The 26597-nt window shown below is 60.5% G+C and carries 27 protein-coding genes and 1 tRNA gene; 8 read left to right on the plus strand and 20 right to left on the minus strand.

The genetic code is table 11. The features are described from left to right. The first annotated feature begins 14 nt into the window (after positions 1–14). Positions 15–980, plus strand: coding sequence for a metalloregulator ArsR/SmtB family transcription factor (locus FFT87_RS13375; RefSeq protein ID WP_219949176.1), 966 nt, complete (start codon positions 15–17; stop codon positions 978–980). 63 nt (positions 981–1043) lie between these two features. After that, positions 1044–1478: an arsenate reductase ArsC gene (locus FFT87_RS13380; RefSeq protein WP_219949177.1), complete on the plus strand. Its 435-nt coding sequence runs from the start codon at positions 1044–1046 to the stop codon at positions 1476–1478. A 30-nt stretch (positions 1479–1508) separates the two neighbouring features. Here FFT87_RS13380 and FFT87_RS13385 read toward each other — a convergent pair whose 3' ends face one another. The 12 genes from FFT87_RS13385 to FFT87_RS13440 form a co-directional block, all read right to left on the minus strand. Then, positions 1509–1760 (minus strand): hypothetical protein, encoded by a 252-nt coding sequence (locus FFT87_RS13385; protein ID WP_219949178.1) that lies wholly within the window; start codon positions 1758–1760, stop codon positions 1509–1511. 155 nt (positions 1761–1915) lie between these two features. Then, positions 1916–2497 carry a helix-turn-helix transcriptional regulator gene (locus FFT87_RS13390; protein ID WP_219949179.1) on the minus strand — a complete coding sequence of 194 codons (582 nt, stop codon included), beginning with the start codon at positions 2495–2497 and terminating at the stop codon, positions 1916–1918. Positions 2498–2578: 81 nt separating this feature from the next. Continuing rightward, a tRNA-Leu gene (locus FFT87_RS13395) sits at positions 2579–2652 on the minus strand. A gap of 34 nt (positions 2653–2686) precedes the next feature. Further along, a complete protein-coding gene (locus FFT87_RS13400; protein ID WP_219949180.1) occupies positions 2687–4003 on the minus strand; it encodes an NAD(P)/FAD-dependent oxidoreductase in 1317 nt (438 codons plus the stop codon). Positions 4004–4042: 39 nt separating this feature from the next. After that, positions 4043–5296, minus strand: a complete 1254-nt coding sequence (locus FFT87_RS13405; RefSeq protein WP_255559954.1) for a S8 family serine peptidase — start codon at positions 5294–5296, stop codon at positions 4043–4045. Continuing rightward, a complete protein-coding gene (locus FFT87_RS13410) occupies positions 5293–5850 on the minus strand; it encodes a DUF501 domain-containing protein (protein WP_219949181.1) in 558 nt (185 codons plus the stop codon). The genes FFT87_RS13405 and FFT87_RS13410 overlap by 4 nt, the downstream gene beginning before the upstream one ends. After that, a complete protein-coding gene (locus FFT87_RS13415) occupies positions 5847–6353 on the minus strand; it encodes a septum formation initiator family protein (protein ID WP_255559955.1) in 507 nt (168 codons plus the stop codon). The genes FFT87_RS13410 and FFT87_RS13415 overlap by 4 nt, the downstream gene beginning before the upstream one ends. Before the next feature lie 30 nt (positions 6354–6383). After that, positions 6384–7664, minus strand: coding sequence for a phosphopyruvate hydratase (eno, locus tag FFT87_RS13420; RefSeq protein WP_219949182.1), 1281 nt, complete (start codon positions 7662–7664; stop codon positions 6384–6386). Between the two features lie 59 nt (positions 7665–7723). After that, complete coding sequence (locus FFT87_RS13425) at positions 7724–8722, minus strand: CPBP family intramembrane glutamic endopeptidase (protein WP_255559956.1); 999 nt, start codon at positions 8720–8722, stop codon at positions 7724–7726. Between the two features lie 100 nt (positions 8723–8822). Then, the gene (hisS, locus tag FFT87_RS13430; RefSeq protein ID WP_219949183.1) at positions 8823–10115 is read right to left on the minus strand and encodes a histidine--tRNA ligase; all 1293 of its coding nucleotides are present in this window, start codon (positions 10113–10115) and stop codon (positions 8823–8825) included. A 55-nt stretch (positions 10116–10170) separates the two neighbouring features. Beyond that, complete coding sequence (locus FFT87_RS13435) at positions 10171–10770, minus strand: TetR/AcrR family transcriptional regulator (protein WP_255559957.1); 600 nt, start codon at positions 10768–10770, stop codon at positions 10171–10173. A 278-nt stretch (positions 10771–11048) separates the two neighbouring features. Then, positions 11049–11714 carry a MazG family protein gene (locus FFT87_RS13440; RefSeq protein ID WP_219949185.1) on the minus strand — a complete coding sequence of 222 codons (666 nt, stop codon included), beginning with the start codon at positions 11712–11714 and terminating at the stop codon, positions 11049–11051. A 100-nt stretch (positions 11715–11814) separates the two neighbouring features. Between FFT87_RS13440 and FFT87_RS13445 the strand changes: the two genes are divergently transcribed. The 3 genes from FFT87_RS13445 to FFT87_RS13455 are packed head-to-tail and all read left to right on the plus strand — an operon-like array spanning position 11815 to position 14135. Continuing rightward, the gene (locus FFT87_RS13445) at positions 11815–12606 is read left to right on the plus strand and encodes an SGNH/GDSL hydrolase family protein (protein ID WP_255559958.1); all 792 of its coding nucleotides are present in this window, start codon (positions 11815–11817) and stop codon (positions 12604–12606) included. A 21-nt stretch (positions 12607–12627) separates the two neighbouring features. Next, positions 12628–13176, plus strand: a complete 549-nt coding sequence (locus FFT87_RS13450; protein WP_255559959.1) for a thermonuclease family protein — start codon at positions 12628–12630, stop codon at positions 13174–13176. A gap of 35 nt (positions 13177–13211) precedes the next feature. Further along, complete coding sequence (locus FFT87_RS13455; protein WP_219949186.1) at positions 13212–14135, plus strand: CPBP family intramembrane glutamic endopeptidase; 924 nt, start codon at positions 13212–13214, stop codon at positions 14133–14135. Here the strand turns inward: FFT87_RS13455 and mfd are convergent. From mfd to FFT87_RS13470, 3 genes are all read right to left on the minus strand, one after another. Beyond that, positions 14132–17812: a transcription-repair coupling factor gene (mfd, locus tag FFT87_RS13460; protein ID WP_219949187.1), complete on the minus strand. Its 3681-nt coding sequence runs from the start codon at positions 17810–17812 to the stop codon at positions 14132–14134. The genes FFT87_RS13455 and mfd overlap by 4 nt on opposite strands. Before the next feature lie 70 nt (positions 17813–17882). Beyond that, positions 17883–18467: an aminoacyl-tRNA hydrolase gene (gene pth, locus FFT87_RS13465; RefSeq protein WP_219949188.1), complete on the minus strand. Its 585-nt coding sequence runs from the start codon at positions 18465–18467 to the stop codon at positions 17883–17885. A gap of 26 nt (positions 18468–18493) precedes the next feature. Beyond that, entirely contained in the window at positions 18494–19114 is a 621-nt protein-coding gene (locus FFT87_RS13470; protein WP_219949189.1) for a 50S ribosomal protein L25/general stress protein Ctc, read from the minus strand. Between the two features lie 294 nt (positions 19115–19408). Here FFT87_RS13470 and FFT87_RS13475 point away from each other — a divergent pair, with 294 nt between their 5' ends. Then, a complete protein-coding gene (locus FFT87_RS13475) occupies positions 19409–20125 on the plus strand; it encodes a FadR/GntR family transcriptional regulator (protein ID WP_219950847.1) in 717 nt (238 codons plus the stop codon). On the opposite strand, the gene FFT87_RS13480 is transcribed toward FFT87_RS13475, so the two are convergent. From FFT87_RS13480 to FFT87_RS13495, 4 genes are all read right to left on the minus strand, one after another. After that, on the minus strand, positions 20122–21165 hold the full coding sequence (locus FFT87_RS13480; protein ID WP_219949190.1) for an L-idonate 5-dehydrogenase: 1044 nt from the start codon (positions 21163–21165) through the stop codon (positions 20122–20124). The genes FFT87_RS13475 and FFT87_RS13480 overlap by 4 nt on opposite strands. Positions 21166–21253: 88 nt before the next feature. After that, a complete protein-coding gene (locus FFT87_RS13485; protein WP_255559960.1) occupies positions 21254–22027 on the minus strand; it encodes an SDR family oxidoreductase in 774 nt (257 codons plus the stop codon). Positions 22028–22036: 9 nt separating this feature from the next. Next, positions 22037–23446, minus strand: coding sequence for a GntP family permease (locus FFT87_RS13490; RefSeq protein WP_219949191.1), 1410 nt, complete (start codon positions 23444–23446; stop codon positions 22037–22039). A gap of 23 nt (positions 23447–23469) precedes the next feature. Beyond that, the gene (locus tag FFT87_RS13495; protein ID WP_219949192.1) at positions 23470–23991 is read right to left on the minus strand and encodes a gluconokinase; all 522 of its coding nucleotides are present in this window, start codon (positions 23989–23991) and stop codon (positions 23470–23472) included. Positions 23992–24171: 180 nt separating this feature from the next. Here FFT87_RS13495 and FFT87_RS13500 point away from each other — a divergent pair, with 180 nt between their 5' ends. Further along, positions 24172–24597 (plus strand): pyridoxamine 5'-phosphate oxidase family protein, encoded by a 426-nt coding sequence (locus tag FFT87_RS13500; protein WP_219949193.1) that lies wholly within the window; start codon positions 24172–24174, stop codon positions 24595–24597. A 14-nt stretch (positions 24598–24611) separates the two neighbouring features. On the opposite strand, the gene FFT87_RS13505 is transcribed toward FFT87_RS13500, so the two are convergent. Then, positions 24612–24929, minus strand: a complete 318-nt coding sequence (locus FFT87_RS13505) for a putative quinol monooxygenase (protein ID WP_219949194.1) — start codon at positions 24927–24929, stop codon at positions 24612–24614. A 160-nt stretch (positions 24930–25089) separates the two neighbouring features. Here FFT87_RS13505 and gndA point away from each other — a divergent pair, with 160 nt between their 5' ends. Further along, positions 25090–26547 carry an NADP-dependent phosphogluconate dehydrogenase gene (gene gndA, locus FFT87_RS13510; RefSeq protein WP_219950849.1) on the plus strand — a complete coding sequence of 486 codons (1458 nt, stop codon included), beginning with the start codon at positions 25090–25092 and terminating at the stop codon, positions 26545–26547. Positions 26548–26597 lie beyond the last annotated feature (50 nt).

Below are 26597 nucleotides of genomic sequence, written 5' to 3' on the forward strand. Positions count from 1 at the left end.
TTAGACTGCTGGTTATGCCAGCGACCGGATCCCCCACCACCGAGCGCGCAATCGCCGAGCGCATCGCACTCAGCATGCGCGCGATCGCTGACCCCACGCGAGTGCAGATTTTGCGGCTACTAATGGATGCTCCGGATGGCCGCCGCGGAGTCACCGACCTCGCAGCCCGCCTCGGCCTCACCCAGCCGACGGTGAGCCACCACGTTCGCGTCATGGCCAATGACGGCATCCTGCAGGGCGTTCAAGAGGGGCGCCAGGTCTGGTATTCGCTCGTACCGTCTCGGCTGAGTGACGTCTTTGATTTCGTGCAGCGCTCCCCTGCCGATGCACCCGCGGCCCCCGTAGACCCGGCAGTGCTCGCCCGCATCACCGACGATCTCGCCCTGCGTTTTGCCGGAACTTTTTCGCGCGAAACCGTTGCCGAATACGTGGCGAGCAGCTACGAGTTATTGCGCCGCGGCGCTCCGCGCGATCGCCATCTGTCGTCGCACACCTCACGCTTCACAGCTGATCGACTGGGCTCTCTCGCCGATGCGAATGCTCCATCATCGACGGATGCCGCAGCATCCGCATCCCCCACCAGCGTGCTCTTCGTATGCGTGCAGAATGCGGGTCGCTCGCAATTGGCTTCTGGAATTCTGCGTGCTCTTGCCGGAGACCGCGTGCGCGTGTTGACCGCCGGATCGCAGCCGACCGAGACCATCAATCCCAAGATCGTGGCGGCGCTCAACGAGATCGGTGTTTCGATCGACGGCGAATACCCGAAGCCCCTGACCGATGAGGTTGTGCGCGGCGCGGATGTTGTCATCACCATGGGGTGTGGTGATGCCTGCCCGATTTATCCTGGCCGTCGCTACCTCGATTGGGAGCTGCCCGACCCTGCCGACATGGGAATGGATGGCGTACGCACCGTGCGCGATGACATCGATCGTCGGGTGCGCGAGCTGCTTCGCTCGCTGCCCGCGGTGAACGCTGGGTGAACTAGTCGCGCTCTGCTTGCTCACTCCTCGCGCAAAGCATAGACATTCATCTATGCTTTAGCTATGACCACCGCAACCGCCCCCGCCGCGTCCGACACCCGCAAGCCTGTCGTTCTCTTCGTCTGCATCCACAATGCTGGCCGCTCCCAGATGGCCGCCGGCTACATGACGGCGCTATCGAATGGCGCGGTAGAGGTGCGCTCGGGCGGTTCTGAGCCAGGCAACGAGATCAACCCGACCGCAATCTTGGCCATGGCCGAAGAGGGCATCGACATCTCACAAGCGGTCCCCCAGCTGATGACCACCGACCAGGTGCAAGCGTCGGATGTCGTCATCACGATGGGCTGCGGCGACGTCTGCCCGATCTTCCCCGGCAAACGCTACGAAGACTGGGAGCTCGTCGATCCTCGCGGCAAAGGCCTAGACGAGGTGCGCCCCATCCGCGATGACATCAAGGCGCGCATCCAGAGCCTGCTGGCGGAGATCCTTCCGGCCTAGTCAACCAGCGATTAGATCCGATGGCAGTACCTACTGTCGCGCTTGTGCTCGCTTCTTCGCACGCGCTAGCGCCTGCGTCGCCATGATGAGATAGTCGTCGCGACTCTCGTTGAGCACTACTGAATCTTCGCCATACGCCTCGAAGGCGATATTCACGAGGCCCTGAGGGTCGGTGATCCCCGCTTGTCGCGCAAGCATTCCAAGATCATGTAAATCCTGCTCACACGACGCTGCCAGCTTCATCGCGATGAGCTCACGGCTGTCGGCATAGGTAACGGTCACTCCGCGTTCCGGAAGCTTGCTGTCTGGCGTCTCCCTGGGCGGGATAAACGCCTGCCCGTTCGCATTGAGCCATGAGGGCGACAGTCAACCGTCGCACCAACTCGTCAAGCAGCCGACGCACCTCAACCGGGTCCATCTCAAGATCGTTCGCCACGTCAGGCCCTCGTCAAACTTCGCTCATCAATAAAAATATTAAGTTCACGAAGGTAATCAGGAGTTGTCGTTTTCGCCCGTTCTCGCAACAACGGGAATTCTGACAAAAACCATGGCTCTGACAGCTTCGACGTACGCGTCCAGTCTGGTCGTTCAGATTCAGGAATGACCCGCGCGTAGGCCGCGCGCATGAGTGTGTCCCAGCGCTTGTCTGGCAGCGCAGTAGGGGCGGTCTCCACGTCAGCTCTGTCGAACGCTGCCGAATTCTCCGCAAGCTCCTTCACTGCATGAGTCAACAGCCGAAGCCGAAACGTCGGGTCACTGTCGCGCAAAAGTGATTCGGAAAGAGAATCTGCAACACGATAAGGTGCGTATCGAGACATTGGGCCAGCTGCACCCGCGGTGATTCTGAGGCTGGCACCCAACGCTTCAAGCGCCTCGCGCAGAGAGTTTAATTTGATCGTGCCCTCGGCCTCGGAGCGCTCCAACTGCGAAACCGCGCTCGGGCTCACGTCAAGACGCAGAGCGAGCTCTTTGACTGTTATTCCTGCAGCCCGCCGCGTGGATTTGATGGTCGATGTCACAATTCATCTCCTGAAAAATGAAGCTATAGCTTCATTTTGCCACAAGCTGAGTCGATTAACCAGCGAAACCTCTAAAAACAGTGCCCCGACAGGGACTCGAACCCTGACTGTGATGATTTTAAGTCATCTGCCTCTGCCAATTGGGCTATCGGGGCACGCCCCACGCAGAGCGTGGAGCATGCAATCACACTACTTGGGGCGTGATGCGAACTCTTCGAAGGCGCGGCGTGGTTCTACGCGTGCCTCGATGGAGATGGTGTCGCGGCCCCAGAAGAAGCTCGTGATCCAGTTGCCAAAGACGCGAGCTTTGCGCTCGAACATCGGCATTGCCATGCCGTGGTAGCCACGGTGCATGAACCAGGCCGGGAGGCCCTTGATCGCGATCTTGCCGGACTGGAAGACGCCGTGGTACAGGCCGAGACCGGCAACCGCTCCCGCGTTCTTGTGGAAGTAATCCTTGGTTCCTTCGCCGCGAAGCTCGGCAACAATGTTCTTGGCCATAGTCTTCGCCTGGCGAACAGCGTGCTGAGCGTTGGGTACGCAGAAGCCACCAACGCCACCACCGGTGAGGTCGGGAACAGCACACACGTCGCCGGCACCCCACGCACCCTCGACAACACCGTCATCGTTGATGACACGGAGGTCAGCCTGAACACGGATGCGGCCACGCTCTTCGATGGGAAGGTCAGTGCTGCGCACAACCGGGTTGGCCATAACGCCAGCAGTCCACACGATGGTGTCTGACTCGAAGGTTTCTCCGGTCGACAACTCAACAACGCCGCCCACAGCTGACTTCAGCTGGGTGTCGAGGTGAATTTGAGCGCCACGGTCAGCGAGGTTTTGGATAACCCACAGGCTCGTCTTCAACGAAACCTCGGGCATGATGCGGCCCATTGCCTCGATGAGATGGAAGTGGGTGTCTTCGAAACTGAGGCTCGGGTAGAGCGGCAGTAGCGACGAAGCTAGGCTTCGCATTTCGCCGAAGGCTTCGATACCAGCAAAGCCGCCGCCGACAACAACGAACGTCAGGAGACGGTCGCGCTCGGGGCCAGCAGGCAAAGTAGCTGCCTTATCGAAGTTGGTGAGAAGACGGTCGCGTACAGCAACAGCCTCTTCAATCGTCTTCATGCCAATGGCTTCGTCAGCAACGCCCGGGATCGGGAAGGTGCGCGACACAGCACCAGCGGTGACAACAACGAGGTCGTAGTCCATCTCCCACGAGTCGCCCACCTCGGGCTGAATCGTAGCGGTCTTCGTCGCGTGGTTGATTCCGGCAACCTTCGCCGTGATGACCTTGGTGGTCTTCAGGTGGCGACGGTGAGGAACCACAGCGTGGCGAGGCTCGATAGTTCCTGCAGCTACCTCTGGCAGGAACGGCTGGTACGTCATGTAGGGAAGCGGGTCAACCATAGTGACCTCTGCTTCGCCGTGACGCAGCCATTTTTCGAGCTTACGAGCAGTGTAAAAACCGGCGTAACCGCCGCCGACAATCAAGATTTTTGGCACGAGTTAGAGTCTCCTAAAAGGGCAAGTTCGCCACCAAACCTACTCTGTCTCGCGCGTACCTCTAAACCGACGCCATGCCCAGAGGCCCCAACCAGCAAGAATCGTCAAAAATATCGCATAAACAGCAAGTGGTATACCCACATTGCGAAGCATGCTCACTGTCGGGAGCACTGTGCCGAGCGGGCTTACTGGGCCAGCAGTCTCTGGGTCCGCAACAGGCGCGGGAGACGGCGTCGGTGAAACAGTCGAGCTCGGCAGTGGCACCGGGATTGACTCGGCGCGGCGGTAAACGGTGATCCATTCCGCGAGGCTGCCCATCGGGTTTTTGTCAACGAGCGGCACTTGCGCGTTCACCGCATCCTCGGCATCAATGAGGCCGAAGCCGTAGATCGCATCGGCACCAGGGTCACCGGTGTCATGCGCCGTCTCAACGATGCGATTGATGACGTTATTCGCATCAAGCTCCGGATGCGCAGCGCGCACCAACGCCACAATTCCGGCGACAATCGGAGTTGCCCCACTTGTTCCGTTCCAGAGCACATGGGAACCGCCAGGCGCGACGCCCACGAGGTCTTCACTCGGTGCCGCGACACCGATCGTGATGCCCTGAGTCGACGCGTTGAAGCTCGCTACCCCGTTCACATCGACGCCAGCCACAGTCAGCACGCCGGGCATCGTCGCCGGGGCGCCAACAGAGGTCGTACCGCTGCCACGGTTGCCTGCCGCCGCGACGACAACGACGTCGTTGTCCATGGCGTAGAGGAACGCGCTATCCCAGCTCAGCGGCCAGTCCAAAGTCTCGCGAGTGAGCGACAGGTTGATGACATCCGCCCCCTGATCAACGGCATAACGTACTGCTTGCGCGATCTGATCATCCGAACTAATCGGACCGCCAGTGAAACCAATCGAGATGGCCAAGATGCTGGCGGCCGGAGCCGCACCAATCACTCCAGCGTCGGTTGCCGTGCCACGTCCCGCAGCCAACGAGGCAACGAGAGTGCCGTGGGCCGGGTTTTCGTCACCAACAGGCTTCTGGCCGTTTGGTGAACCCTGGCCAGAGAAGTCAGTGCCGCCGGTAACTGCACCGACAAGTTCCTTCACCGTGCCGTCGACGCCGGTGTCGATCACGGCAATCGTGACGCCGGCACCCTTGGTGGTCTTCCACGCGGCTTCGATGCCGTATTCCTGTAGCCAATACTCCTGATCGCGCACTGCGTCCGCGTGGGCAGGCGTCGCTACCAACAGCGTCGCCACGCTCGCCATCAGTACAGCGCCAGCCGCCCACCGCTTCACAGGCCGCTCTCCCCTGCCGAATCTGTTGGCAAAGCTGCTGCGGCAACATCTGCTGAGTAGTCAGGACACTGACAGATCGTGGGGCTCCACGAGGCACGCTCGAGAGCAATGTCGCCGATGGGGTTTACTCCGGGCCCGGCGGCGAGGCTGTGGCCAACGAGCGCATGGAGGCATTTCACTCGTGTCGGCATTCCGCCAGCAGAGACGCCGGAGAGCTCAGGCACAACCTCGAAAGTGTCGCGATCAGCGATGTAGGCCTCGTGCGCAGTCTGGTACTGCTCCGCGATCTCGCCCTCAAGCATTGCCGCCAATTCGGGCATGTGGCCTTCGGCTTCCAGCGTCGACACGGATGCCGTAGCCGCCGGATGGCACAGGTAATAGATGGTGGGGAATGGCGTTCCGTCGCTCAACCGTGGTTTGGTCGAGACGACGGTTGGCGCGCCACAAACGCAACGCGCGGCGATGCCGATCACGTCTCGGGCAGGTCGACCAAGCTGAAGCGTCACAATGCGCACATCTTCATCGCTGACGGCGTCAAACGGTGGGGTGGTCATTGCGTTGGTCCTTCAATCACGGGGGCGATCAGTTCGTCTGGCGCGTCTTCGGTGAGACCAGCAGTGTAGATGGACGACACGAGAGTCTGCACCCAATCGATCTTCGTGGTCTGGATGCTCGTGCTCACCGGCACCCCGTCGTTGGTGGTTACCGCGGCGTCGTCGCCGGTAACCAGGTAGCTGGTTTCTCCCGGGTACACGTAGTACAGCCGGTCGCGCGCCTGGGATTCGATGTAGGCGCGATCGTTCCAGCGCGCCGCGTTGTCATTGAGGCTGTCGACGGACTCTTGAGCGTCATCCACTTCTGTCTGCAACTGAGCGATGACCTGCTGTTGCTCGATCAGAATGCGGAGGTTGGGCGCAAGTACGATGACGGCGAGTATGAGCAAACCAAGCATGAGCACGGTGAAGCCCGAGAAGCGGATCGTGCGCAACCAGTGTTCTGGCGCGCTCTCCTCGGGCAGCGACACCGCTACCTTTTTTGCCCGTACTCGCCTAGCCATGCGTTCGATGCTAGACGACGCTGATGGGCGCTAGCCGTTGAACCGCGGGAAGGCGGAACGGCCGGCGTAAACTGCGGCATCGCCGAGCTCTTCTTCGATGCGCAGCAGCTGGTTGTACTTCGCTACGCGCTCGGAGCGAGCCGGTGCACCCGTCTTGATCTGGCCGGTGTTGAGCGCAACCGCGAGGTCAGCGATCGTCGTGTCTTCGGTCTCGCCTGAACGGTGCGAGATGACGGCCGTGTAACCGGCGCGCTGAGCCATAGCGACAGCGTCGAGGGTCTCGGTGAGCGAACCAATCTGGTTCACCTTCACGAGGATCGAGTTCGCGGTTGCCAAGGTGATTCCCTTGGCGAGACGCTTCGGGTTGGTGACGAACAGGTCGTCTCCCACGATCTGAGTCTTGGAACCGATCTCGGCGGTGAGCTGAGCCCAGCCCTCCCAGTCGTCTTCGTCAAGCGGGTCTTCGATCGAGACGAGAGGGTAGGCCGCAACGAGCTCGGCGTAGTACGCGCTCATGTCGCCAGCCGTCTTTGAGGTGCCCTCGAACGTGTAGGAACCATCTTTGTAGAACTCGGTCGCAGCAACGTCGAGGCCAACAGCGATGTCCTTGCCCGGCGTGAAGCCGGCCTTCTCGATGGCTTCCATGAGCAGGTCGAGCGCAGCACGGTTGCTGGAGAGGTCGGGGGCGAAGCCACCCTCGTCGCCGAGGCCGGTGCTGAGGCCCTTGCTCTTGAGAAGTCCCTTGAGCACGTGGTAGGTCTCAACGCCCCAGCGAAGTCCTTCACTGAAGGTTTCTGCGCCGTGCGGGAGGATCATGAATTCTTGAATGTCGACATTGCTGTCGGCGTGCGAGCCACCGTTGATGACGTTCATCATCGGCACGGGAAGCACGTGAGCGTTCGGTCCACCGAGGTAGCGGAAGAGGGGAAGGTCTGCTGAGTCTGCAGCGGCCTTAGCTACGGCGAGCGAAACACCGAGGATCGAGTTTGCGCCAAGGTTCTTCTTGTTCTCGGAACCGTCGACGGCGATGAGCTCAGCGTCAATGAGGCGCTGGTCGGAGGCGTCGAGGCCCTCGATTGCGGGGCCGAGGTCGTCGATAACCGCGTCAACGGCCTTCTGAACGCCCTTGCCGAGGTAACGGTCGTTGTCACCGTCGCGAAGCTCGTAAGCCTCGAATGCTCCGGTGGATGCTCCCGAAGGAACTGCGGCGCGCGAAACCACGCCGTCGTCGAGCAAAACTTCGACCTCAACGGTCGGGTTGCCCCGAGAGTCAAGAATTTCGCGGGCGCCAACTGCTTCGATCAAGGCCACAGGGGATCTCCTTTAAGAAAGATTGTTTGGACTATTAGTGGTGGATGTCCGGGGAAAGCCTACTCCGCGTCGGCGACAGATGCCGACTCAGTTACGCCGGTGGAGTCGCCTGAGCTGTCGGCGTTCGCAGGCATGACAGCGCTGGCGACGACGGGTGTGGGGGCCCGAAATTGCCCGGTTGCCCCGAGCACGATCACGAGCACCAGCGGAACAAGCCACCCCGACCATCCGAGAATCGTCGCCTGCAGCGGGTCAAAGGACTTCCCTGCCATCACGAAAATAAAGGAGAATCCGGCAGCCGCGTTGAACGCTCCATGCGCGAGAGCGGCGGGCCACACTGAGGCCGACCGGATGCGCAGCCACGAGAAGACTGCACCGATCACTATGGTCATCCCGACCATGGCGCTCAACGCCAACCATCCGGGAGCGTCAACGTAGTTGTAACCCAGGAGGACGAGCGGCGCGTGCCACAACCCCCAAATTACGCCAGAGATCAGCAGTGCAGGCACGATACCGAGCGGGAGAAGCTTCGGGAGAAGCCAGCCACGCCAGCCGAGTTCTTCCCCGAGCGCGGGGATCGTATTGATGACTGCCCCAACCAACACATTTGCGAACTGTGCAGCGACCAGAAGACCGATCGGCACCGGAAGCGGTGCTTGACCGAGAGCCTCAAGCTGACCGTCTAACATCTCCTGGAATCCAGAAAAGTGCACGAAGTCGGCGGGGTAGACACCGAGGGCTGCTCCGACGAGAAGAGCCGCAAGGATGAGCGCCGGCGGCACAACGAGCGCGAGCGCGAGGTAGCGCAAGAACCTGCCGACTGGGCGAACCGAGCCCAGGCCGAGAGCATGACGTCGCGATCGACCGTCGGGATGCTTCTCGACGAAGAACACCACAACAAGCGCCGCAATTGCGGGAGTAAACATCATCGCAAGGGCGAACACGATGAACAGCGGGTTCTCGAGCCCGCCGCTCAACCACAGCGGCAAGGCGAACAGCCACGACAATCCAAAGCTCACGGCGAGGAAGACAACAACCGGGGTGACCTTGACGTTCACATTTTCTCCTTCGAAATCTCAGCGTCACACCGGCGATGGTGTCTTTCACGGCAGTAAACGTGCCTAGCAACTTCGGTGCTTTGAGCTACCGCAGCGGGTTCTACTGTGCGCTCAGTGGCTTGAATTCAAGGCTAGCAACGCTGTCAGAATCCGCACGCACTGTGGCAAAACTGGTGAATCCGCTTTCGCGTAGTTGATCGAGCAATGGGGGCAATTTACGGGGGCGTGCTTCGAGCCGCACTCGCTTGCCCTCGCGAATAAGTTCTGCCTGCAAACGCACCAGCGTTGCCGGATCAACTTCAGTGTCATAGACGAGCGCGAGCTGATCGTCACTCTGGGTGTCTGCTAATTCCACGAGGTCGACGAGTCTTTCGAAGCCAAGCGAGAATCCCACCGCGGGCACGTCGCTGCCCAAGAAGCGTCCGATCATTCCGTCATAACGTCCGCCACCGCCCAGCGAGTAACCGAGGGATGGGTGCGCGACCTCGAAGATGGCCCCCGTGTAGTAGCCCATTCCTCGCACCAGCCAAGGATCAAACTCGATGAGCGCCCCTGCAGTACCGCGACCAGCCTCAACCGCATGGCCAAGCGTGGCGAGTTCAGCGATTACCGCCTCGTTCACGCCCTCCGGCAGGGCCGCACGGATGGCATCCGCTGTAAAGCCCGGCTTGATTTCAGGCTGAGGACGTTGAAGGAATGCCGCAAGTGCTGCGACCGGTTCGTCGGGGAATGCGCGTTCGCGTAGCTCGGCGACGACACCATCAGCACCGAGCTTGTCGAGCTTGTCGACAGTGATCAGCACCGCGTCATGTTCTTTTGCCGGAAATCCGAGCACGCTGAGTGCGCTCGTCAGGAGTCGGCGATCGTTGACGCGGATAGTGCAGCCGGCAATCCCGAGAGCGTCGAGTGTTGCGGCGGTTGCCGAGATCAGTTCGATCTCAGCCCCGATGCCGGCCTCGCCCATGATGTCGATGTCACACTGCATAAATTGGCGGTAGCGGCCCTTTTGCGGGCGCTCTGCACGCCACACGGGTGCCATCTGGATCGCGCGGAACACCTTAGGCAACTCGGCGCGGTGACTGGCATAGAACCGAGCAAGGGGAACCGTGAGGTCGAAGCGAAGTCCGAGGTCGGCAAGATCGAGTGCTTCGGATGCCGCCTGCAACTTCTCTGCGGTAAGCCCGCGCTTCATCACGGCGAAGGCGAGCTTTTCGTTGTCTCCGCCTAGGCCTGCATGAAGTCGTGAGCTGTCTTCCATCACGGGGGTTTCGATTTCGTCGAAACCGTGTGCGCGGTAGCTGTCCCGAATCACCCCGAGCACCCGTTCGCGACGGGCCTTTTCTGCGGGGAGGAAATCGCGCATACCGCGCGGAGGATTAACAGTGGACGCCATGGTTCCTATTCTCTCGTACGTGACAGATTCTCTCGCACCCAGCCTTGATTCGCGGCTAAGGCGCAGCTTTGTTGAGGAGGGCTTCAACTCGACTGCGGTGGTGCTGCACGGCTGCAGTGAAGGCGGCATGGCAGGCTTCAGAGTTGCTATTGAGCACAAGGTCGTACTGAACGCCGTGAAAAGTGTTGATGAGCAGTCGCGATTCGATCGCGGCATCCTGCTCGTCCACGCCCAAAGCGGTAAGGGCAGAGGTTCCGAGCGCCAACCACTGGTTGAAGTAGGTGCGAATGACGGTAAGTTCATCGCGTTCGATGGCCTCGAGCAATCCTGCCTCGAACTCGAGGCGAACGCGGTGTCGATTCTCAGGAAGTTGCGCCCATTGCCAAGAAAGATTCAGGCTCGAAAAGTACTCTTCTAATGTGCTTGCGGGCATGGCAGCAGCTTCTGTAGGGCTGACGCCGCGCGCGTTGGCACGCACAATCTCGCGTATTAGTTCCGCGCGGGTGCCGAAGTGGTAGACGAGTGTGAAGGTGCTCACGTCGAGTGCTTTTGCAAGCGAGCGGAAAGTGAGGCTAGACAGCGGCTTATCAACAAGAAAAACAAGTGTTTGCTGAATCAGTGCTGGCTTGCGAGTCGGGTCGGGTTTGCGAGCCATGTTCATTAACATAACGGTTGTTTGCTTATCAAGTCTGCAACGGTTATGATTTCTCCTTGTGCCGCAACCGCGTTGGAGGCACCAAATCGACTTGAAACCTCACTCACCAGAGGCTTCTCCAAGGCTGGATCGGTTGGCCGGGTAATCCCACCGATCCTTTAGCGCGTGACGCCAATTCACTAGATGATCGACGTGCGATCACATGTCTCATCTACTGGTGTCGCGCCGGTGCCCTCTCTATTCGGGTTAGGGAGGGCACCACCCACTTCACCGCCCCTTTATTTCTGGGCAGACTCCGCCTCGTGCGCGTGAATCTCTTCGCTCAGTCCGCGTACGGCCGCCCGCAATGCGCGCTCCGAGTCGAGACCGTTCGCCTTCGCGGATGCCACAATCGCCAGCAATAGCGGCCCCAGCTCATCTTCTTGCGTGACATTGATCGCCCCCGGTGCTGTCGCATCCAGAAGTCCAACCTTGTGAGCACGCCCAAGGAGCTTGTCGGCGAGAGCGAGCGCCGGCATCCCGAGGGGAATTCCGTCAACAACGCTGGTGCGGTGCGGCTTCTCAGTTTTCTTCAGGTCATCCCAGACGGCAATGACGTCGTCGGCTGTTTCTGCCGTCGCATCACCGAACACATGGGGATGCCGGCCAACCATTTTGGCGGTCATGTTCGCGGCAACATCCTCAAGGGTGAACCGCCCAGCCTCGGTGGCGATGTCGGCGTGGAAAAGCACTTGGTAGAGCACATCGCCAAGTTCTTCAACCATGTCGGCAGGTTCACCAGCTTCAATAGCCTCGATGAGCTCGTAGGTCTCCTCCACGAGATGCTGCACGAGAGATTCGTGGGTCTGATCGCGATCCCAAGCGCACCCGCCAGGAGCACGCAATCGTTCTAGAGTGCCGATCAATTTTTCGAGTTCAGGATGGAATGCTGCTGGCTCGGTCATGGCACCATCTTCCCACTCCTTAAAAGTAAGTGAACATCACGAACTACTTGTAGGCATGTCCTGTCTGCTTAACACTTCTCGCGAACCCATCATGGGTTCCGTGGCTACTCCTCGACAACAATCCATTCCCGCCACACCGGCAGCACCACAGCGAAAAGTAGGTGCCCGTTTCACTGGCGCGGCAATTCGCCTCGCTCGCCCGCTGCTCAAAGTTAATCTTCTCGGTTACCGAGTAGAGATAGAAAATGCACTCTTTCCGGAGGGGCCGCCCGCCGGTGAAGTTCCGGGGCCAGATCCGGTTCGGCTACTTTTCATCGGCGACATTGCTGTGTCTAGTTACAACGTGCTCAATCACGGACTCGGGCTTGCTTCTCAGACATCACGCTTTGTCGCTCGACAGCAGGGGATCGGATGCTCGTGGTCAACCATCTCGGACTCAGAGCTAACCATGGCTCGCGCCGCCCGCGCGGTCAACGCTGAGGCTCTGCAAGCGGACGCCGTCATTATCGTCTTGGGGCCGCCAGACGTGCTGTTGGGAACTCCTCACACAGAATGGTCGAACAACCTGGCGCGCATTGTCGAAGCGGTAAGGCACAGCGCCAAACCAGACAGCCCGGTGATCGTCGCCGCGATTCCGCCAATGCACCGCTTTCGTGCCATGCCAATCTTTGTTCGGCGCATCCTCGCTGTGCAGATTCAACGACTAGACCGTGCCTCAGTAGCGGTCGCAGCGTCACACCCCGGAGTTTTTTACTCCCCCTTCCCCGGGCTGTCAACCGCTGACGCGTTCATCGAAGACGCGTTCAATTGGCGAGCTATACATAGCCACTGGGGAAAACAATTAGGCGCCGCTACGGCGCGAGAGCTCGCACCGAACACCGTTCGGGACTAAGTCTCATGCGAGAATCGTGACGTGGCTATCACTCGAACGCGCGCTCGGTTCCGCACCATCGTGGGTGCCTCAACCCTTCTCGGCATCTTGGCCATCTCTGCGTGTGCGGTAAGCCCTTCGCCCGAAACTGACCGTTCGGTGTCTGAGGTTCCGGATGGGGCATTCGCGGCGACCGTCACTTATGTGCACGACGGCGACACGCTCTACCTCGACGATGGGAGCACCGAACTTAAGGTGCGATTGATCGGAATCGACACCCCAGAACTTGCCAGCCAACAGCGCCCGGATGCCGAAGAATGCTACGGCGAAGAGGCCAGAGACCTGCTCCGCGATTTTCTGCCCGAGGGCACTGAAGTCTGGGCTAGTGAAGACCGTGAGCCCGAGGACCGCTACGGCCGTTCACTGCTCTATGTCTATCTCGAAGATGGAACCTTCGTGAACCTCGCCATGATCGAGCTCGGTGCTGCTGAAGCTCTCAAGGTGGGACTCAACGATCGCTACTGGCCTGAACTGCGCGACGCCGAGGATGACGCCTTCGCCACGCAACTCGGCATGTGGGGCAGTTGCTAGCCGATATCCCAGCAAACGCATGACACGATTAGGGGATGCTCGACCCTAGTCATCCCGTCATGCTCGCGCTCCTGTGGGTCACCCTCGTTGGGGTGCTTGTTGCCCTCGCGCTGCGGACGTTTCGTCGGGATCAGCGCGAGTACCGTCGCTTCAAGAGGTTTCGCACCACCAAGCGCCGTCAACTTATGCTGCGTCGCTGGCTCCTGATCTCATTTAGTCTCTTTGGCGGGATGGCGCTGGTAGTACTGCTGGCCAGTGGTCGTCTCGCGGCTCCCCTGCTGGCTGATGTGCGGGCGTGGCCATGGGTGTCCTGGTTGTTGACGGTCCTCACGGCGAAACCCTCTGTCACGAGCGGCGTGATTGTCGGGCTCATCATCGGGATTATTGCGCTCACGATCGCCGGCGTCATTGCTGTGCGTAAAGAGGGCGACGAGGTCGTCAGCATTGGCGACATTCACGCCATTTTGCCGCGCAATCGCCAAGAACTTGTGCTCGGTGGGCTGCTGTCGATCAACGCCGGAATCGTTGAGGAACTCCTCTTCAGACTTGCCCTGCCTGCCTTGCTTTTCGCGACTACGGGCAACGCGATCGTTGCCGTCGTCGGAAGCCTGCTGCTCTTCGGCCTCATGCACTCGTACCAGGGAGTTTCGGGCATCGTGGCCACCACCGTGATTGGTGCAGTCTTGATGGCCTTCTACGTGCTCAGCGGCAGCATCCTCGTGGCCATCGTCGCTCACGCCGTGCTCGACCTGCGATCGCTCGTCGTGATTCCCATGGCGGTCGGCCGGGTGCACCTCATAGACGGACGCAAGCATCCGTTCACTCTCCCCGCGAAGCGGAGCCCTGCTAAGCCCTCAACAACGTCGGAAGCACCAGCGGTCGCACTGGCAGAAGCCTCTGCCGAAAGCCCTGCTGCGGCTCAGGACGAAAGCCCCGTGGCCACTCCGGCCGAAAGCTAAGCCTTCTCGGTCCCCGTTTGCGTCGCTGCCTGTGCCGCAGCCTTCGCCGCAGCGGACTCCACCGCCGCTGCTTCGACTGCCGCGGCCTTCTCTGCTGCAGCCAACTCGACGAGTTCCGTTTCGGTGTCTTTTGCACCGAAGACCGAGATCAGCAGATCTTTGGTCCACTCGATAAGTTGACCGTCGCTCGCGCCGGTGGGCAACGGGATAATCGCCGCGGATGCGGCCGAGTGATACTTCGATCCCGGATACATGCGCTGCAGACGAATTTGTTTTGAGTCGAGAAGATCTGCAGGGGCGACGCGCAGCTTATCGCCCATAACAACGACCTCGCTGAACCCGGCTTTCTGCGCCATGCGACGCAACCGAGAGACAGCGATGAGGTGCTGCACTTGTTCTGGCGGCTCGCCATAGCGGTCGCTGAGTTCTTCGAGCACACGATCAATGCTGTCGGCGGATGCCGCGGGCGCGCTGGCCGTTGACAGCTTTTGGTAGGCCTCGAGGCGCAGTCGCTCGCTTTCCACGTAGTCTTCGGGAATGTTGGCGTCTACCGGCAATTCGAGACGCAACTCGGTCTGGCCTTCAGCGACATCACCCCGGAACGTCGAGACAGCTTCGCCGATCATCCGCAGGTAGAGGTCGAATCCGACACCGGCGATATGACCGGACTGTTCCCCACCGAGCAGGTTCCCAGCGCCACGGATCTCGAGGTCTTTCATGGCGATCTGCATTCCGGCACCAAGCTCGTTATTCGCGGCGATGGTGTCGAGACGTTCATGGGCAGTCTCGCTCAGCGGCTTTTCTTCGTCGTAGAGGAAGTAGGCGTAAGCACGTTCTCGGCCACGACCAACACGTCCACGCAATTGGTGAAGCTGGCTGAGCCCGTATTTGTCTGCGCGATCGATAATCAGGGTGTTGGCGTTAGCAATGTCGAGGCCGGTTTCGATGATGGTTGTCGAGACGAGCACGTCGAACTTGCGTTCCCAGAAGTCAACCATCACTTGCTCGAGTACGGCTTCGGGCAATTGTCCGTGAGCGACAGCGATGCGAGCATCCGGAACCAATTCGGCAAGCTTTGCGGCAACCCGGTTGATGGAATTCACCCGATTGTGCACATAAAAGATCTGACCCTCCCGCAGCAACTCGCGACGAATCGCCGCCGAAACTTGGCGTTCAGAATAGGGACCCACGAAGCTGAGGATCGGGTGCCGGTCTTCAGGCGGTGTTGCCAAAGTCGACATTTCGCGGATGCCCGTCACGGCCATCTCGAGGGTGCGGGGAATTGGGGTTGCCGTCATTGCCAAGATGTCGACGTTGGTCTTGAGCTTCTTGAGCGCATCTTTGTGCTCAACGCCGAAGCGTTGCTCTTCGTCGATGATGACGAGCCCGAGATCCTTGAAGGCGATGTTCTTCGACAGCAGGCGATGGGTGCCGATCACTACATCGACGGTGCCGTCGGCAAGCCCCGCGATGGTTTCGCGAGATTCCTTCTCCGACTGGAAACGGCTGAGGGCGCGTAAATGCACCGGGAATCCGGCGAACCGGTCGGCGAAAGTCTCAATATGTTGACGCACTAGGAGGGTCGTCGGCACAATCATCGCGACTTGCTTGCCGTCTTGAACTGCCTTGAACGCGGCGCGGACAGCAACCTCGGTTTTGCCGTAGCCGACATCACCACTCAACAGCCGGTCCATGGGAACCGGGCTCTGCATGTCGGCCTTGACCTCGTCGATCGTGGTCAACTGATCGGGAGTTTCCGCAAAAGCGAAGGCTTCTTCGAGCTCGCGTTGCCACGGAGTATCGATTCCGAAGGCGTGGCCCCTACTGGCCATGCGTGCGCTGTAGAGCTTGACGAGCTCCACAGCAATATCGCGAACAGCCTTGCGGGCTTTCGTCTTGGCCGCTGACCAGTCGCTTCCGCCCATCTTGTTGAGAGTGGGAGCTTCTCCGCCGACGTAGCGCGAGAGCAGGTCGAGCTGGTCGGTGGGCACATACAATTTGTCGCCGGGATAGCCCCGCTTGTTCGGTGCGTATTCGAGCACCAGGAATTCGCGTTGCGTCTTGACCGCATTGCGCCCACCGGTGCTCACCTCCCGCGTCACAAGTTCAAGGAACTTGCCGATGCCGTGGGTTTGATGAACAACGTGATCGCCAGTCTTTAACTGAATGGGGTCGACAACGTTCTTGCGCCGGGTCGCCAACTTGCGGGTCGGGCGCGAGGCATAGCCAACGGAGCGGCCAAAGAACTCGCCCTCGCTGAGAACGGCGAGCTTGATGCCCTCGACGGCGAAACCATGATCTACGGATGCCCGCAGGAGGTAAGCAACCCCCGGCTCGGTCTTAGCGGGGAACGAGTCAACAGCACGCCCCGCTAGCTCTCGTTCCGCCAGCAGGTCAGCGGTGCGTTCCACCAGCCCCGCCCCTTCGGCGATGATGCCGACCGTCCAGCCGTCAGCAAGCAAGTGAGAGACATGGTCAAGCGCACCATCGACGGTTCCCGCAAACGATGGCATCGCTGCGGCATCGATACGCACATATTCGGATGCTTCTTCTGCTTCATCGAGCAGGCTTGCGGCATCCGCCTCACCAGAGTCGAAAGTGCTGAGGGTCCACCAGGGGCGCGAACCCGCCGATTCCCGGAGCGAAGTCAGAGTGACAAAGTCACCGGCGTCAAGATCAATGGGCGCTTCCGCCCCAGCGGTGGCCGCGTTCCAAGCAGCACTGAGAAACTCGCGGTTGGTCTCGGCCAAGTTCACCGCGCGCGACGACACCTTCTCCGGCGAGAGCACGGCAATGGCGGCATCTGCCGGGAGGTAATGCGTGAGCGGAACGAGTCTGTCGACCAAAGCGGGGGCGAGCGATTCCATCCCGTCAACAGGAATGCCTTCGGCGATCTTCGCGAGCATCGTCGACAGGCTGGGAAACTCGTGCTGCATCTCGCGTGCACGTTGCCGCACAGACTCGCTCAACAACACTTCACGGCTGGGAACAAGCTCAACGGAAACGATCTCGCCGTCGATGGAACGCTGGTCGGCAACAGAGAACTCGCGCAATTGCTCGAGCTCATCGCCAAAGAATTCCAGTCGAAGTGGATGCTCGTGGTTAGGCGCAAACACATCAAGGATGCCGCCGCGCACGGCAAACTCTCCGCGGCGCGTCACCATGTCGACTCGGGAATATGCCAAAGCTACGAGCCGCTCAGCCAGTGCTGAAAGGTCGTAGTTACGGCCCCCAACAGTCAGTTCGATTGGCTCAATGGCGGTGAGATTGTCGGCAATGGGCTGCAGAGCGGCCCGAACAGAAGCCACCAAAACGAACTGGCCGACAGGGTTCTCTTGCCACCGCGAAAGATCGCGCAGGGCCTGCATCCGCTTTCCCACGGTCTCGGCACTGGGGCTTAGCCGCTCGTGCGGGAGCGTCTCCCAGGCGGGAAACTCGACAACCTGGGCGTTGGGCAGATAGCTCGTCAGCGAGCGGCGCAGTGATTCGGATTCACGACCCGTTGCAGTGATGGCCAGCAGCGATCGCGGTGCATCCGTCTTCGTCAGCAAACCGCCCAAGAGCGGAGCCCTTAATCCCTCAACGAGGGAGAAGTCTGCGCTCTGCTGTGAAAAACGCAGCGCGTTCTCCACAGTCTTGGCGTGCGAAAGCGCTGAGATAAGTCCGTCGAGAGTCACCGAAGGAGTCTACTCTCGGCTACCGACAGCACGATGCGAGTTCACCCACAGCGCAGCAACCTAGCGTGGGCTACGAGCGCGGGCTGTGGAATCGCAATTGGGCTGCTTCGAGACCATCGCTGGCGACTAGGGCAACGGCATCCGCTGCGTCGCTCAGAAGGTTGGGCAGCACGGTGCGCTCGTCGGCCGAGAAGTCGCGCAGCACGAAGTCAGCAGCAGGCTGGCGCCCAGGAGGCCGACCGATTCCCACGCGAACGCGCGTGAAGTCTGGCGAACCAGCAGCAGCAGCAATATCGCGGATGCCGTTGTGCCCACCGTGGCCGCCGCCACGCTTGAGCTTCACAGCGTCAAAATCGATGTCGAGCTCATCGTGCACGACGATGAGGCGTTCGACGGGAATCTTGTAAAAGCGCATCAGCGCAGCAACAGGCCCGCCCGAAAGATTCATGAACGAATTGGGCTTAGCCAGAATCAGTTTGGGGCCATCGCCAAAGCTGCGGCCCTCAGCGACCGCAGCATTCGTTTTGTGGTTCTTGAAAGTGGCAGACAACTCGTCTGCCAAATGGGCCAGCACCATGTGACCCACATTGTGGCGATTACCGGCGTAGCCGGGCCCGGGGTTACCGAGCCCGACTACTAACCATTGGTCATCCACGATTTCTCGCTTACGAAAGAAACGAATTATTCAGCAGCCTCTGCAGCAGCGTCAGCAGCAACTGCTGCGGCTACTTCTTCAGCAGCTTCAGCCTCAACGGAGGAACGCGGCATGCTCACGAGGATCACGAGAAGATCGGGGTCGGAAAGCAGGTTCGCGCCCTCGATGAGGGTGATGTCCTTGGCGTAGACGTGGTCGCCCTCTTCATTTCCATCGATGTCAACGGTGAAGTACTCAGGAATGTGAGTTGCTTCAGCCTCAACCGAGATGGTCGGTGCGTCAAGGTTGTAGATGGTGCCGGGTGCGGTCTCACCGGTGACGTGGATCGGTACATCAACGATGACCTTCTCACCCTTGCGGATGACGACGAGGTCGATGTGCTCGATGATCTGGCGAACGGGGTCCTTCTGAACATCCTTGACCAGCGCGAGCTGGCTCTTGCCGTTGATGTCAAGGTCCAAGATCTGGTTCGACTTACGGAGGATGAGGCCGATCGCGTGGCCGGGAAGGGAGACGTGGACGGGCTCGGTGCCGTGACCGTAGATCACTGCGGGAATCTTGCCTGCAGCGCGGAGCTTGCGAGCAGCACCCTTGCCGAAGGATTCACGAGCATCCGTGACTACGTGGTTAACGCCTGGCTTAGCCATTGTTTTCTCCTAGAGGACCAGTGGTCCGTAGTGGGCAGTCGTCCCCAGTGCAATTGTGTCCTGTGGAGTAGTGCCCAGATCAGTGTCTGTTGTTCAACTCGAACGCCGGCAGATCGGTGATCTGCCACGTGAGGAAAAGCCCTGTGACTTGCCCGCCGCGTCGATAACGGAACCAGATGGTTCCCTCGCCGAAGTTCAACGGCCAATTGTACACGGATGCCGCCGCCACAATCTGACCTGCTCGTGAAGCCCGGTGATACTCAGCCCATCGATGCCAACCACTACTCTGGGAATATGTCCGGAAGCCTTCACGCACGAGTGCTCAACGAGCTAGGGCTCCACATTGTCTCGGGCGAAATCGGCCCGGAAGCCACCATCCTCGCTGAACAGCTTGAGGAACGATACGGAGTCTCTCGTTCGGTCGTGCGCGAAGCCGTTCGCGTGCTCCAGTCGCTAGGAATGGTGGCGTCTGTGAAGCGCGTCGGCATGCGGGTGCAGCCGATGTCTCAGTGGAGCCTCTACGACCCCCTCGTCATCCGGTGGCGTCTCGAGCAAGCAGAGAATGGCAAGCAGCTGCGTTCGCTGACCGAATTGCGCGCAGCCATCGAACCACAAGCCGCACAGCTGGCAGCAACATTCGCGTCAGAGGAAACCAGCGGCGAACTCCTGGCACTGGCCGCTCGGATGCGGGCCGTCGGCCGCTCAGGTGACCTCGAGCTATTTCTTGAGCTCGACATCCGCTTTCATTCGCTTGTTCTTGCGGCGAGCGGAAACGAAATGTTTGCCCGCCTCGATCGCGTTATTGCCGAAGTGCTCACCGGGCGCACCAACCGCGGTCTCATGCCGTCGACACCGCACGAAGAGGCACTTCAACTGCATGTGGATGTTGCGGATGCCATCCAAGGCAAACGCCCCGCAGACGCTTTCGCCTCCATGGAGCGCATCATGAGCCGCACCAGCGAAGAGGTAGAACCGATCTGGGCTGGCGAACCGCGCATCTTCCTCGACTAGAAGCGCAGCAGAACTTTGCCGCTGTGCTCCGAGTCCTTGGCGACGGTGAACGCTTCGAGAGCTTCGGATGCCGCAAATTCATGGGTGACGATTGGCGCAATGAAGAGCGAGCCGTCAGCGAGTGCCGCAATCACGTCATCAATTTCGTCGGTGAAACGGAACGATCCGACGAGCTCAAGTTCGCGAGTGATCGCCAACGAGATCAGTGCCGGTTGTTCGCCTGACGGCAATAGCCCGACCATGACGACACGTCCACCACGGGTGGCACCGCGTATGGCTGAGGCGAGCCCGCGATAGCTGCCAGACGATTCGAAGACGATGTCTGCGTCGACCGCGGCGATGGCGTCGACATCCGTGGCGTGAAGAATTTCTGTGGCCCCGACCTCCTGCGCGATCGCGAGTGGCCCAGCAAACATATCGACGGCGACGATCTCGCTGGCACCCGCGCGCTTGAGAACAGCGACGATGAGCGCACCGATAGGACCGGCGCCGATGACGAGAGCACGTTTTCCGCGCACGTCTCCGCCACGAGAGACGGCATGCCAGGCCACGCTGGCGGGCTCGACAAGTGCGGCATCGCGCAGCTCGAGCGTGCTGGGTAGTGCTCGCAACATCCGGCTAGGAAGGCTGACGAACTCGGCGAAGGCACCTTCGGTGTGCGGGAAGCGTGCCGCGCTGCCGAGGTAGGTGCAGCCGGGAGAAAGGTTGGGGCGGTCTTCGGGCCAACGCGGCTCGGTGCCGCCAGGGGTTGCCGGATGCACGGCGACGGCGGTTCCCACAGCGGGGCCTGTTCCGTCGGCCGCCTGCTGGATGACGGTGCCGACAACCTCGTGGCCGAGAATCATCGGAGCCTTGAGGATCGACTCCCCCGCTGCACCGTGGGACCAGTAGTGCAGGTCAGAACCGCAGACTCCACCGAAAGCCACCTGCACGATGGCCTCATCCGCCGCCGGCTGCGCCAGCGGAATCGTGTCGACCCGCAAATCGTCTTGCGCGTGGATGACAACGGCGAGGGTATCGGCGGGGAGTGCGGGAGCCATGAGGTCCATTTCTGGTGGGATGTGCAAGAGAGAAGGTGAGGGCGCCGCAACCGAATGGCACGCAGCGCCCTCGCGCTTCGGAGTTGAGCTAGACGACGACCGTCATGCCGCCATCGATGAAGATGACTTGGCCGTTGACGTAGTCGGAACCACGTGACGCGAGCCAGACAGCAGGGCCGCCGAGGTCGGCGGGAGTGCCCCAACGACCAGCAGGAGTGCGCCCGAGAATCCAGTTGTTGAAGGTGTCGTCGTCAACGAGTGCCTGCGTCATTTCGGTGTGGATGTAGCCAGGCGCGATTGCATTGATCTGCAGTCCGCCGCTCGCCCACTCTGCCGTCATGGCACGAGTGAGATTACGGATGCCGCCCTTCGAGACCGTGTATGGCCCGATGGTCGGTCGCGCCAGATCGGTCTGCACCGAGGCAATGTTGATGATCTTGCCCTCGCCGCGCTGCAGCATGTGGCGCGCAACTTCACGGCCAACGAGGAACGCGCTCGTGAGGTTGGTGGAGATGACTCGGTTCCAGTCCTCCACGTCGAGGTCGAGCATCGGCTCGCGATGCTGGATGCCCGCGTTGTTCACGAGCACCCCGATCGCACCGATGGATGCCTCGATCTCGGCGATTGCGGTGGCGACAGCCGTGGCATCCGCTACGTCAAACGCGCGAGCGTAGACGCGTTCGGCCCCAAACTCGGCGCTGAAGTCGGCGTGAGTGGCGGCGAGGCGCTCTTCATCGCGACCGTTCAGCACAATCGTGGCACCGGCAACCGCCAACGCTTGCGCGATGACGCGGCCAATGCCTCGACTGGATCCGGTAACGAGGGCAATACGCCCCGTGAGGTCAAACATGGTGGATGCCACAGCTATCTCCTAAAACATTCCGGCGACGATGAAGATGACGAACGCAATCGCGAAGCCCATGACACCGACGAGTGCTTGACCGACGGTCCACGTGCGAAGCGTGGTTTGGGTGTCCATGCCGAAGAAGCGGCTGACCAACCAGAAGCCCGAGTCGTTCACGTGACCAGCAAACACTGATCCGGCGGCGAGCGCGAGCACGATGGCAGCGAGTTCGACAGGGTTCAGGCTGGCGTCAGCCAACACGACGGGCTGGATGAGCGCTGCCGCGGTCGTGAGAGCGACGGTTGCCGAACCCTGAGCTACACGGATGATCGCAGCGATCACGAAGCCCGCAACGATGAGCGGCATACCGATCGAGTCGAGCGACGTCGCGATACTGGCACCGATTCCGCTGGCACGAAGTACGCCACCGAACATTCCACCGGCACCGGTGATCAGGATGATCGAGCTAACCGGGCCGAGAGCGCTGTCGACGATCGTCTCAATGAGGGTGCGCTCCTTGTTGCGCTTCCATCCGAGCAGCCACATGCCGAAGACAACGGTGATGAGCAGAGCGATCGGGGTTTCACCGAGCAGACGAAGCACCTGAACGAGAGGGTTCTCGAGATCAACAACACCGGCGGTCGCGAGGGCGTTGAGACCGGTGTTCATGAAGATGAGCACGAGAGGGAGGAGAAGGAGGAAGAGAATCGTGCCGAGCTTGGGGTTTGACTTGAACTGAGCAGCTTTCTCGTCATCCTGGCTTCCGAACAGGATGTCGGGGATCGCGATGTCAAAGCGCTTGCCGGTCCAGGTGCCGAACTTGTAGCCGACGACGTACCAGGTGGGGAGGGCAACGATGAGTCCGAAGATCAGGACGAGGCCGACATCAGCGCCGAGAAGCCCGGTGGCCGCGACGGGGCCGGGGTGCGGCGGCACGAAGATGTGCATGACCGAGAAGGCGACGGCTGACGGGAAGGCGTAGAAGAGGAGCGATCCGCCGAGGCGACGAGCAACCGTGAAGATGATCGGCAGCATGACGACAAGACCAGCGTCGAAGAAGATGGGGAAACCCATCATGAGCGAGGCAATGGCCAGAGCCAGAGGTGCCCGCTTCTCACCGAAACGACGGATGAGCGAGTCGGCGAGCACTTGGGCTCCACCGCTCATTTCGAGCATCCGTCCCAGCATCGCACCAAGTCCAACCAGCAGGGCGACGCTGGCTAGAGTGCCACCAAAGCCAGACGTGAGGGTCGGAATTATCTGGTTCGTGGGGATACCAGCTGCTACCGCCGTGACGAGGCTCACGATGATCAGCGAGAGGAACGCGTGAACGCGGCCCACGATGATCAGCAGCAGCAAGAGCGCTATGGCTCCCGCAGCCAGAAGGAGAAGACCCCAGGTGGGCAGCTCCCAAAGCAATTGGAGATCGGTCATCATTGTCCTTTTTTCTCTTGTGCGGCTCAGCCGAGGTAGTGGTCGGTGAGGTCTTTTTTGATTGACCGGACGATCTCGTCCGGAGATTGAGTGAGGTCGGCGAGCACTCCGCGCTCATCGTCCTGGAGGGGTTCGAGGGTGTCGAACTGTGAGTCGAGCAGGCTGTTGGGCATGTACTCATGGTTGCGGTGCGACTGGCGCTCGGCAATCACGTCACGGCTGCCGGCGAGGTGAACGAAAACCGTAGAGGGCGCGTGCGCGACAAGAGCGGTGCGGTACGAGCGCTTCAACGAGGAGCACGCAACGATGATGGGGTTGCCGTCGGCGAGTTCTGCACCGATGCGATCGGCGATGATCTCTAGCCAGGGGGCTCGGTCTTCGTCATTAAGGGCGTGACCGGCAGCCATTTTCTCTTTATTGGCTCGCGGGTGCAGGTCGTCACCGTCGATAAACTGCATGCCCAGCGCGTGGCCAAGTGCAGCACCGACGGTCGATTTACCCGATCCGGAGACACCCATCACGATGAGGGGTGGAAATTGTGAAGCCACAGTGTTCCTAACATTCGACGCATCGTTACGTCTGATATCAATCTCACAAGTGTGCCTTAAAGCAGACTTATTGCAAAGTTGTTGAGAATATATCTCCGAAAGCCAAGTTGGTCTGCCCTCGCCAAGCCCCTAGCATCTCGACCACCGCGGTGGGAGTATGGGGCAAGGGAAGGAATTGCTATGAGCGAGAACCTGAACGATCCGGTTGAGCAACTGTCACCGGAAACCTGTTGGGAGTTGCTGCGCACTGCCAGTCTCGGCAGAATCGCGGTTAGCTTTCAAGGAGAGCCTGAGATCACCCCGGTGAACTTCATCGCCGTGAACAACAGGCTGATGTTGCGCACGTCACAGGGCACCAAGCTGCTCAAACTGACGATCAATGATCGAGTGGCGTTCGAGACCGACTATGTGGGCCCGCACACTGCGTGGAGCGTCGTCGCCAAAGGAACAGCCCGCATCATCGAATCTCAAGACGAGATCTACGAAGCCGACCAATTGCCGCTGACTCCGCTGATCCCCACGCTCAAGTACGTGTGGGTAGAAATCAAGCCCACCGAAGTTACCGGCCGCCGCTTCACGCTCGGGCCGGAGCCCGAGCGCTACTAGCTAGGAGCTGCGGCTTAGAGCGCGCCCTTGCTGGGCGAGCCCATCGGCAATGCCGTCATCCGCACCACTGCTACCTCAGCAGTCAGGTGGTCTTTGATCTCGCCCACGAGCGCGGCTACGGCAGGGCTCGAGCCGTGGGCGTCGAGCAGTGCTTCTGATTCCCACTTCTCAATCATCACGAAGGAACCGTCTGCAGCCTCGTGCATCGCATACAGCTCGCAACCCGGTTCGTCATGCACCAAGGCAAGCGCTGGCTCGAAGGCGGCAACGACTGCATCCCGGCTTTCGGGGCGGATATGGAAAACGGCGGTAACAATCACGGGCTGAGTCATAAGCTTCACGCTACTCCTCGATTCCTGAATGCCGTCAACGCGCGGAGGCTGAACGGATGCCGCGAGCCTGCTGCGCGGTGTGCCCTAGGCTTGATGACTGGGCCAACCAGCCGTGATCACTCGGCCCGCCCCTGTGTCCCAGAGTCAAGGAGTGAACGATATGACCGCTGCTGAGCAAACATCCGCAAACATTGGCGTAGTAGGACTCGCAGTTATGGGCTCCAACCTCGCCCGCAACCTCGCGAGCCGCGAAGGCAATACCGTTGCCATCTACAACCGCTCCTACTCAAAGACCGAGACGCTGCTCACCGAGCACCCTGAAGCTAACTTCGTTCCGGCATCCACGTATGAAGAATTTGCGGCGTCGCTGTCGAAGCCACGCACCGCAATCATCATGGTGCAGGCCGGCAAGGGCACGGATGCCGTAATCGACGCGCTCACCGAAGCTTTCGAACCCGGCGACATCATCGTCGACGGCGGAAACGCGCTCTTCACCGACACCATCCGTCGCGAGAAGGCGGTGCGTGAGACCGGCATCAACTTCGTCGGCGCTGGCATCTCTGGTGGCGAAGAGGGTGCGCTGCTCGGCCCATCGATCATGCCCGGCGGTTCCGCAGAAGCGTGGGAAACCCTCGGCCCGATCCTCAAGTCAATTGCCGCGATTGCCGAAGGCGAGCCGTGCGTCACTCACGTCGGCACCGACGGTGCTGGTCACTTCGTCAAGATGATCCACAACGGCATCGAATACGCCGACATGCAGCTCATCGCTGAGGCCTACGACCTCATCCGCCAGGGCACCGGCGCAACACCCTCAGAAATCGCCGATATCTTCGCCGAATGGAACAAGGGCGAGCTCGAGAGCTACCTCATTGAGATCACCGCCGAAGTTCTGCGTCAAGTCGACACCAAGACCGACAAGCCGCTCGTGGACATCATCCTCGACCAGGCTGGCTCCAAGGGAACCGGCGTCTGGACTGTCCAAACTGCCCTGAATCTCGGAGTGCCCGTCTCGGGAATTGCCGAAGCGGTATTCGCTCGCGCGGTCTCCTCCAAGCCCGCTCAGCGTGCTGCCGCCAGCGCCCTGCCGGGACCGAGCTCCGTTCCGGAGATAGCCGACAAGGCCGCCTTCATCGAAGACGTTCGTCAAGCTCTCTACGCGTCAAAAATCATCGCGTACAGCCAAGGTTTCGACGCGATCGTTGCCGGCGCTGAAGAGTACAACTGGGACATCAAGAAGGGCGAGATCGCCAAGATCTGGCGCGGTGGTTGCATCATCCGTGCACGCTTCCTGAACCGCATCACTGAGGCCTACGCCGAAAACCCGGGCCTCGTGGCGCTCGTTACCGCGCCGTACTTCACAGAGGCAATGGCAGGCACCCAAGATTCTTGGCGACGTGTTGTTGGTGGCGCCGCAGCCGCCGGCATCCCGACGCCAGCATTCTCGTCGTCACTCGCCTACTACGACAGCCTGCGTGCACCGCGCCTGCCTGCCGCCCTCGTTCAGGGTCAGCGCGACTTCTTCGGCGCTCACACCTACAAGCGCGTCGACATGGATGGAACCTTCCACACACTGTGGTCAGGCGACCGTACCGAGATCGAAGCGACTGACTCGCACTAATCGAGCTGGCGGCGAACCTCTGGTTCGCCGCCATTCGTGTCTTAACCGGC

Source organism: Salinibacterium sp. M195, assembly GCF_019443965.1.
Lineage (GTDB): Bacteria > Actinomycetota > Actinomycetes > Actinomycetales > Microbacteriaceae > Rhodoglobus.

Coding starts and splice junctions, on each gene's coding strand:
- FFT87_RS13475 (WP_219950847.1), top strand. CDS start 19,409: ATGTCCGGAAGCCTTCACGCACGAGTGCTCAACGAGCTAGGGCTCCAC.
- FFT87_RS13375 (WP_219949176.1), top strand. CDS start 15: ATGCCAGCGACCGGATCCCCCACCACCGAGCGCGCAATCGCCGAGCGC.
- FFT87_RS13470 (WP_219949189.1), bottom strand. CDS start 19,114: ATGGCTAAGCCAGGCGTTAACCACGTAGTCACGGATGCTCGTGAATCC.
- FFT87_RS13505 (WP_219949194.1), bottom strand. CDS start 24,929: ATGACTCAGCCCGTGATTGTTACCGCCGTTTTCCATATCCGCCCCGAA.
- FFT87_RS13415 (WP_255559955.1), bottom strand. CDS start 6,353: ATGGCTAGGCGAGTACGGGCAAAAAAGGTAGCGGTGTCGCTGCCCGAG.
- FFT87_RS13500 (WP_219949193.1), top strand. CDS start 24,172: ATGAGCGAGAACCTGAACGATCCGGTTGAGCAACTGTCACCGGAAACC.
- FFT87_RS13435 (WP_255559957.1), bottom strand. CDS start 10,770: ATGGCTCGCAAACCCGACCCGACTCGCAAGCCAGCACTGATTCAGCAA.
- FFT87_RS13480 (WP_219949190.1), bottom strand. CDS start 21,165: ATGGCTCCCGCACTCCCCGCCGATACCCTCGCCGTTGTCATCCACGCG.
- gndA (WP_219950849.1), top strand. CDS start 25,090: ATGACCGCTGCTGAGCAAACATCCGCAAACATTGGCGTAGTAGGACTC.
- FFT87_RS13455 (WP_219949186.1), top strand. CDS start 13,212: ATGCTCGACCCTAGTCATCCCGTCATGCTCGCGCTCCTGTGGGTCACC.
- hisS (WP_219949183.1), bottom strand. CDS start 10,115: ATGGCGTCCACTGTTAATCCTCCGCGCGGTATGCGCGATTTCCTCCCC.
- FFT87_RS13410 (WP_219949181.1), bottom strand. CDS start 5,850: ATGACCACCCCACCGTTTGACGCCGTCAGCGATGAAGATGTGCGCATT.
- FFT87_RS13440 (WP_219949185.1), bottom strand. CDS start 11,714: ATGACCGAGCCAGCAGCATTCCATCCTGAACTCGAAAAATTGATCGGC.
- FFT87_RS13490 (WP_219949191.1), bottom strand. CDS start 23,446: ATGATGACCGATCTCCAATTGCTTTGGGAGCTGCCCACCTGGGGTCTT.
- FFT87_RS13380 (WP_219949177.1), top strand. CDS start 1,044: ATGACCACCGCAACCGCCCCCGCCGCGTCCGACACCCGCAAGCCTGTC.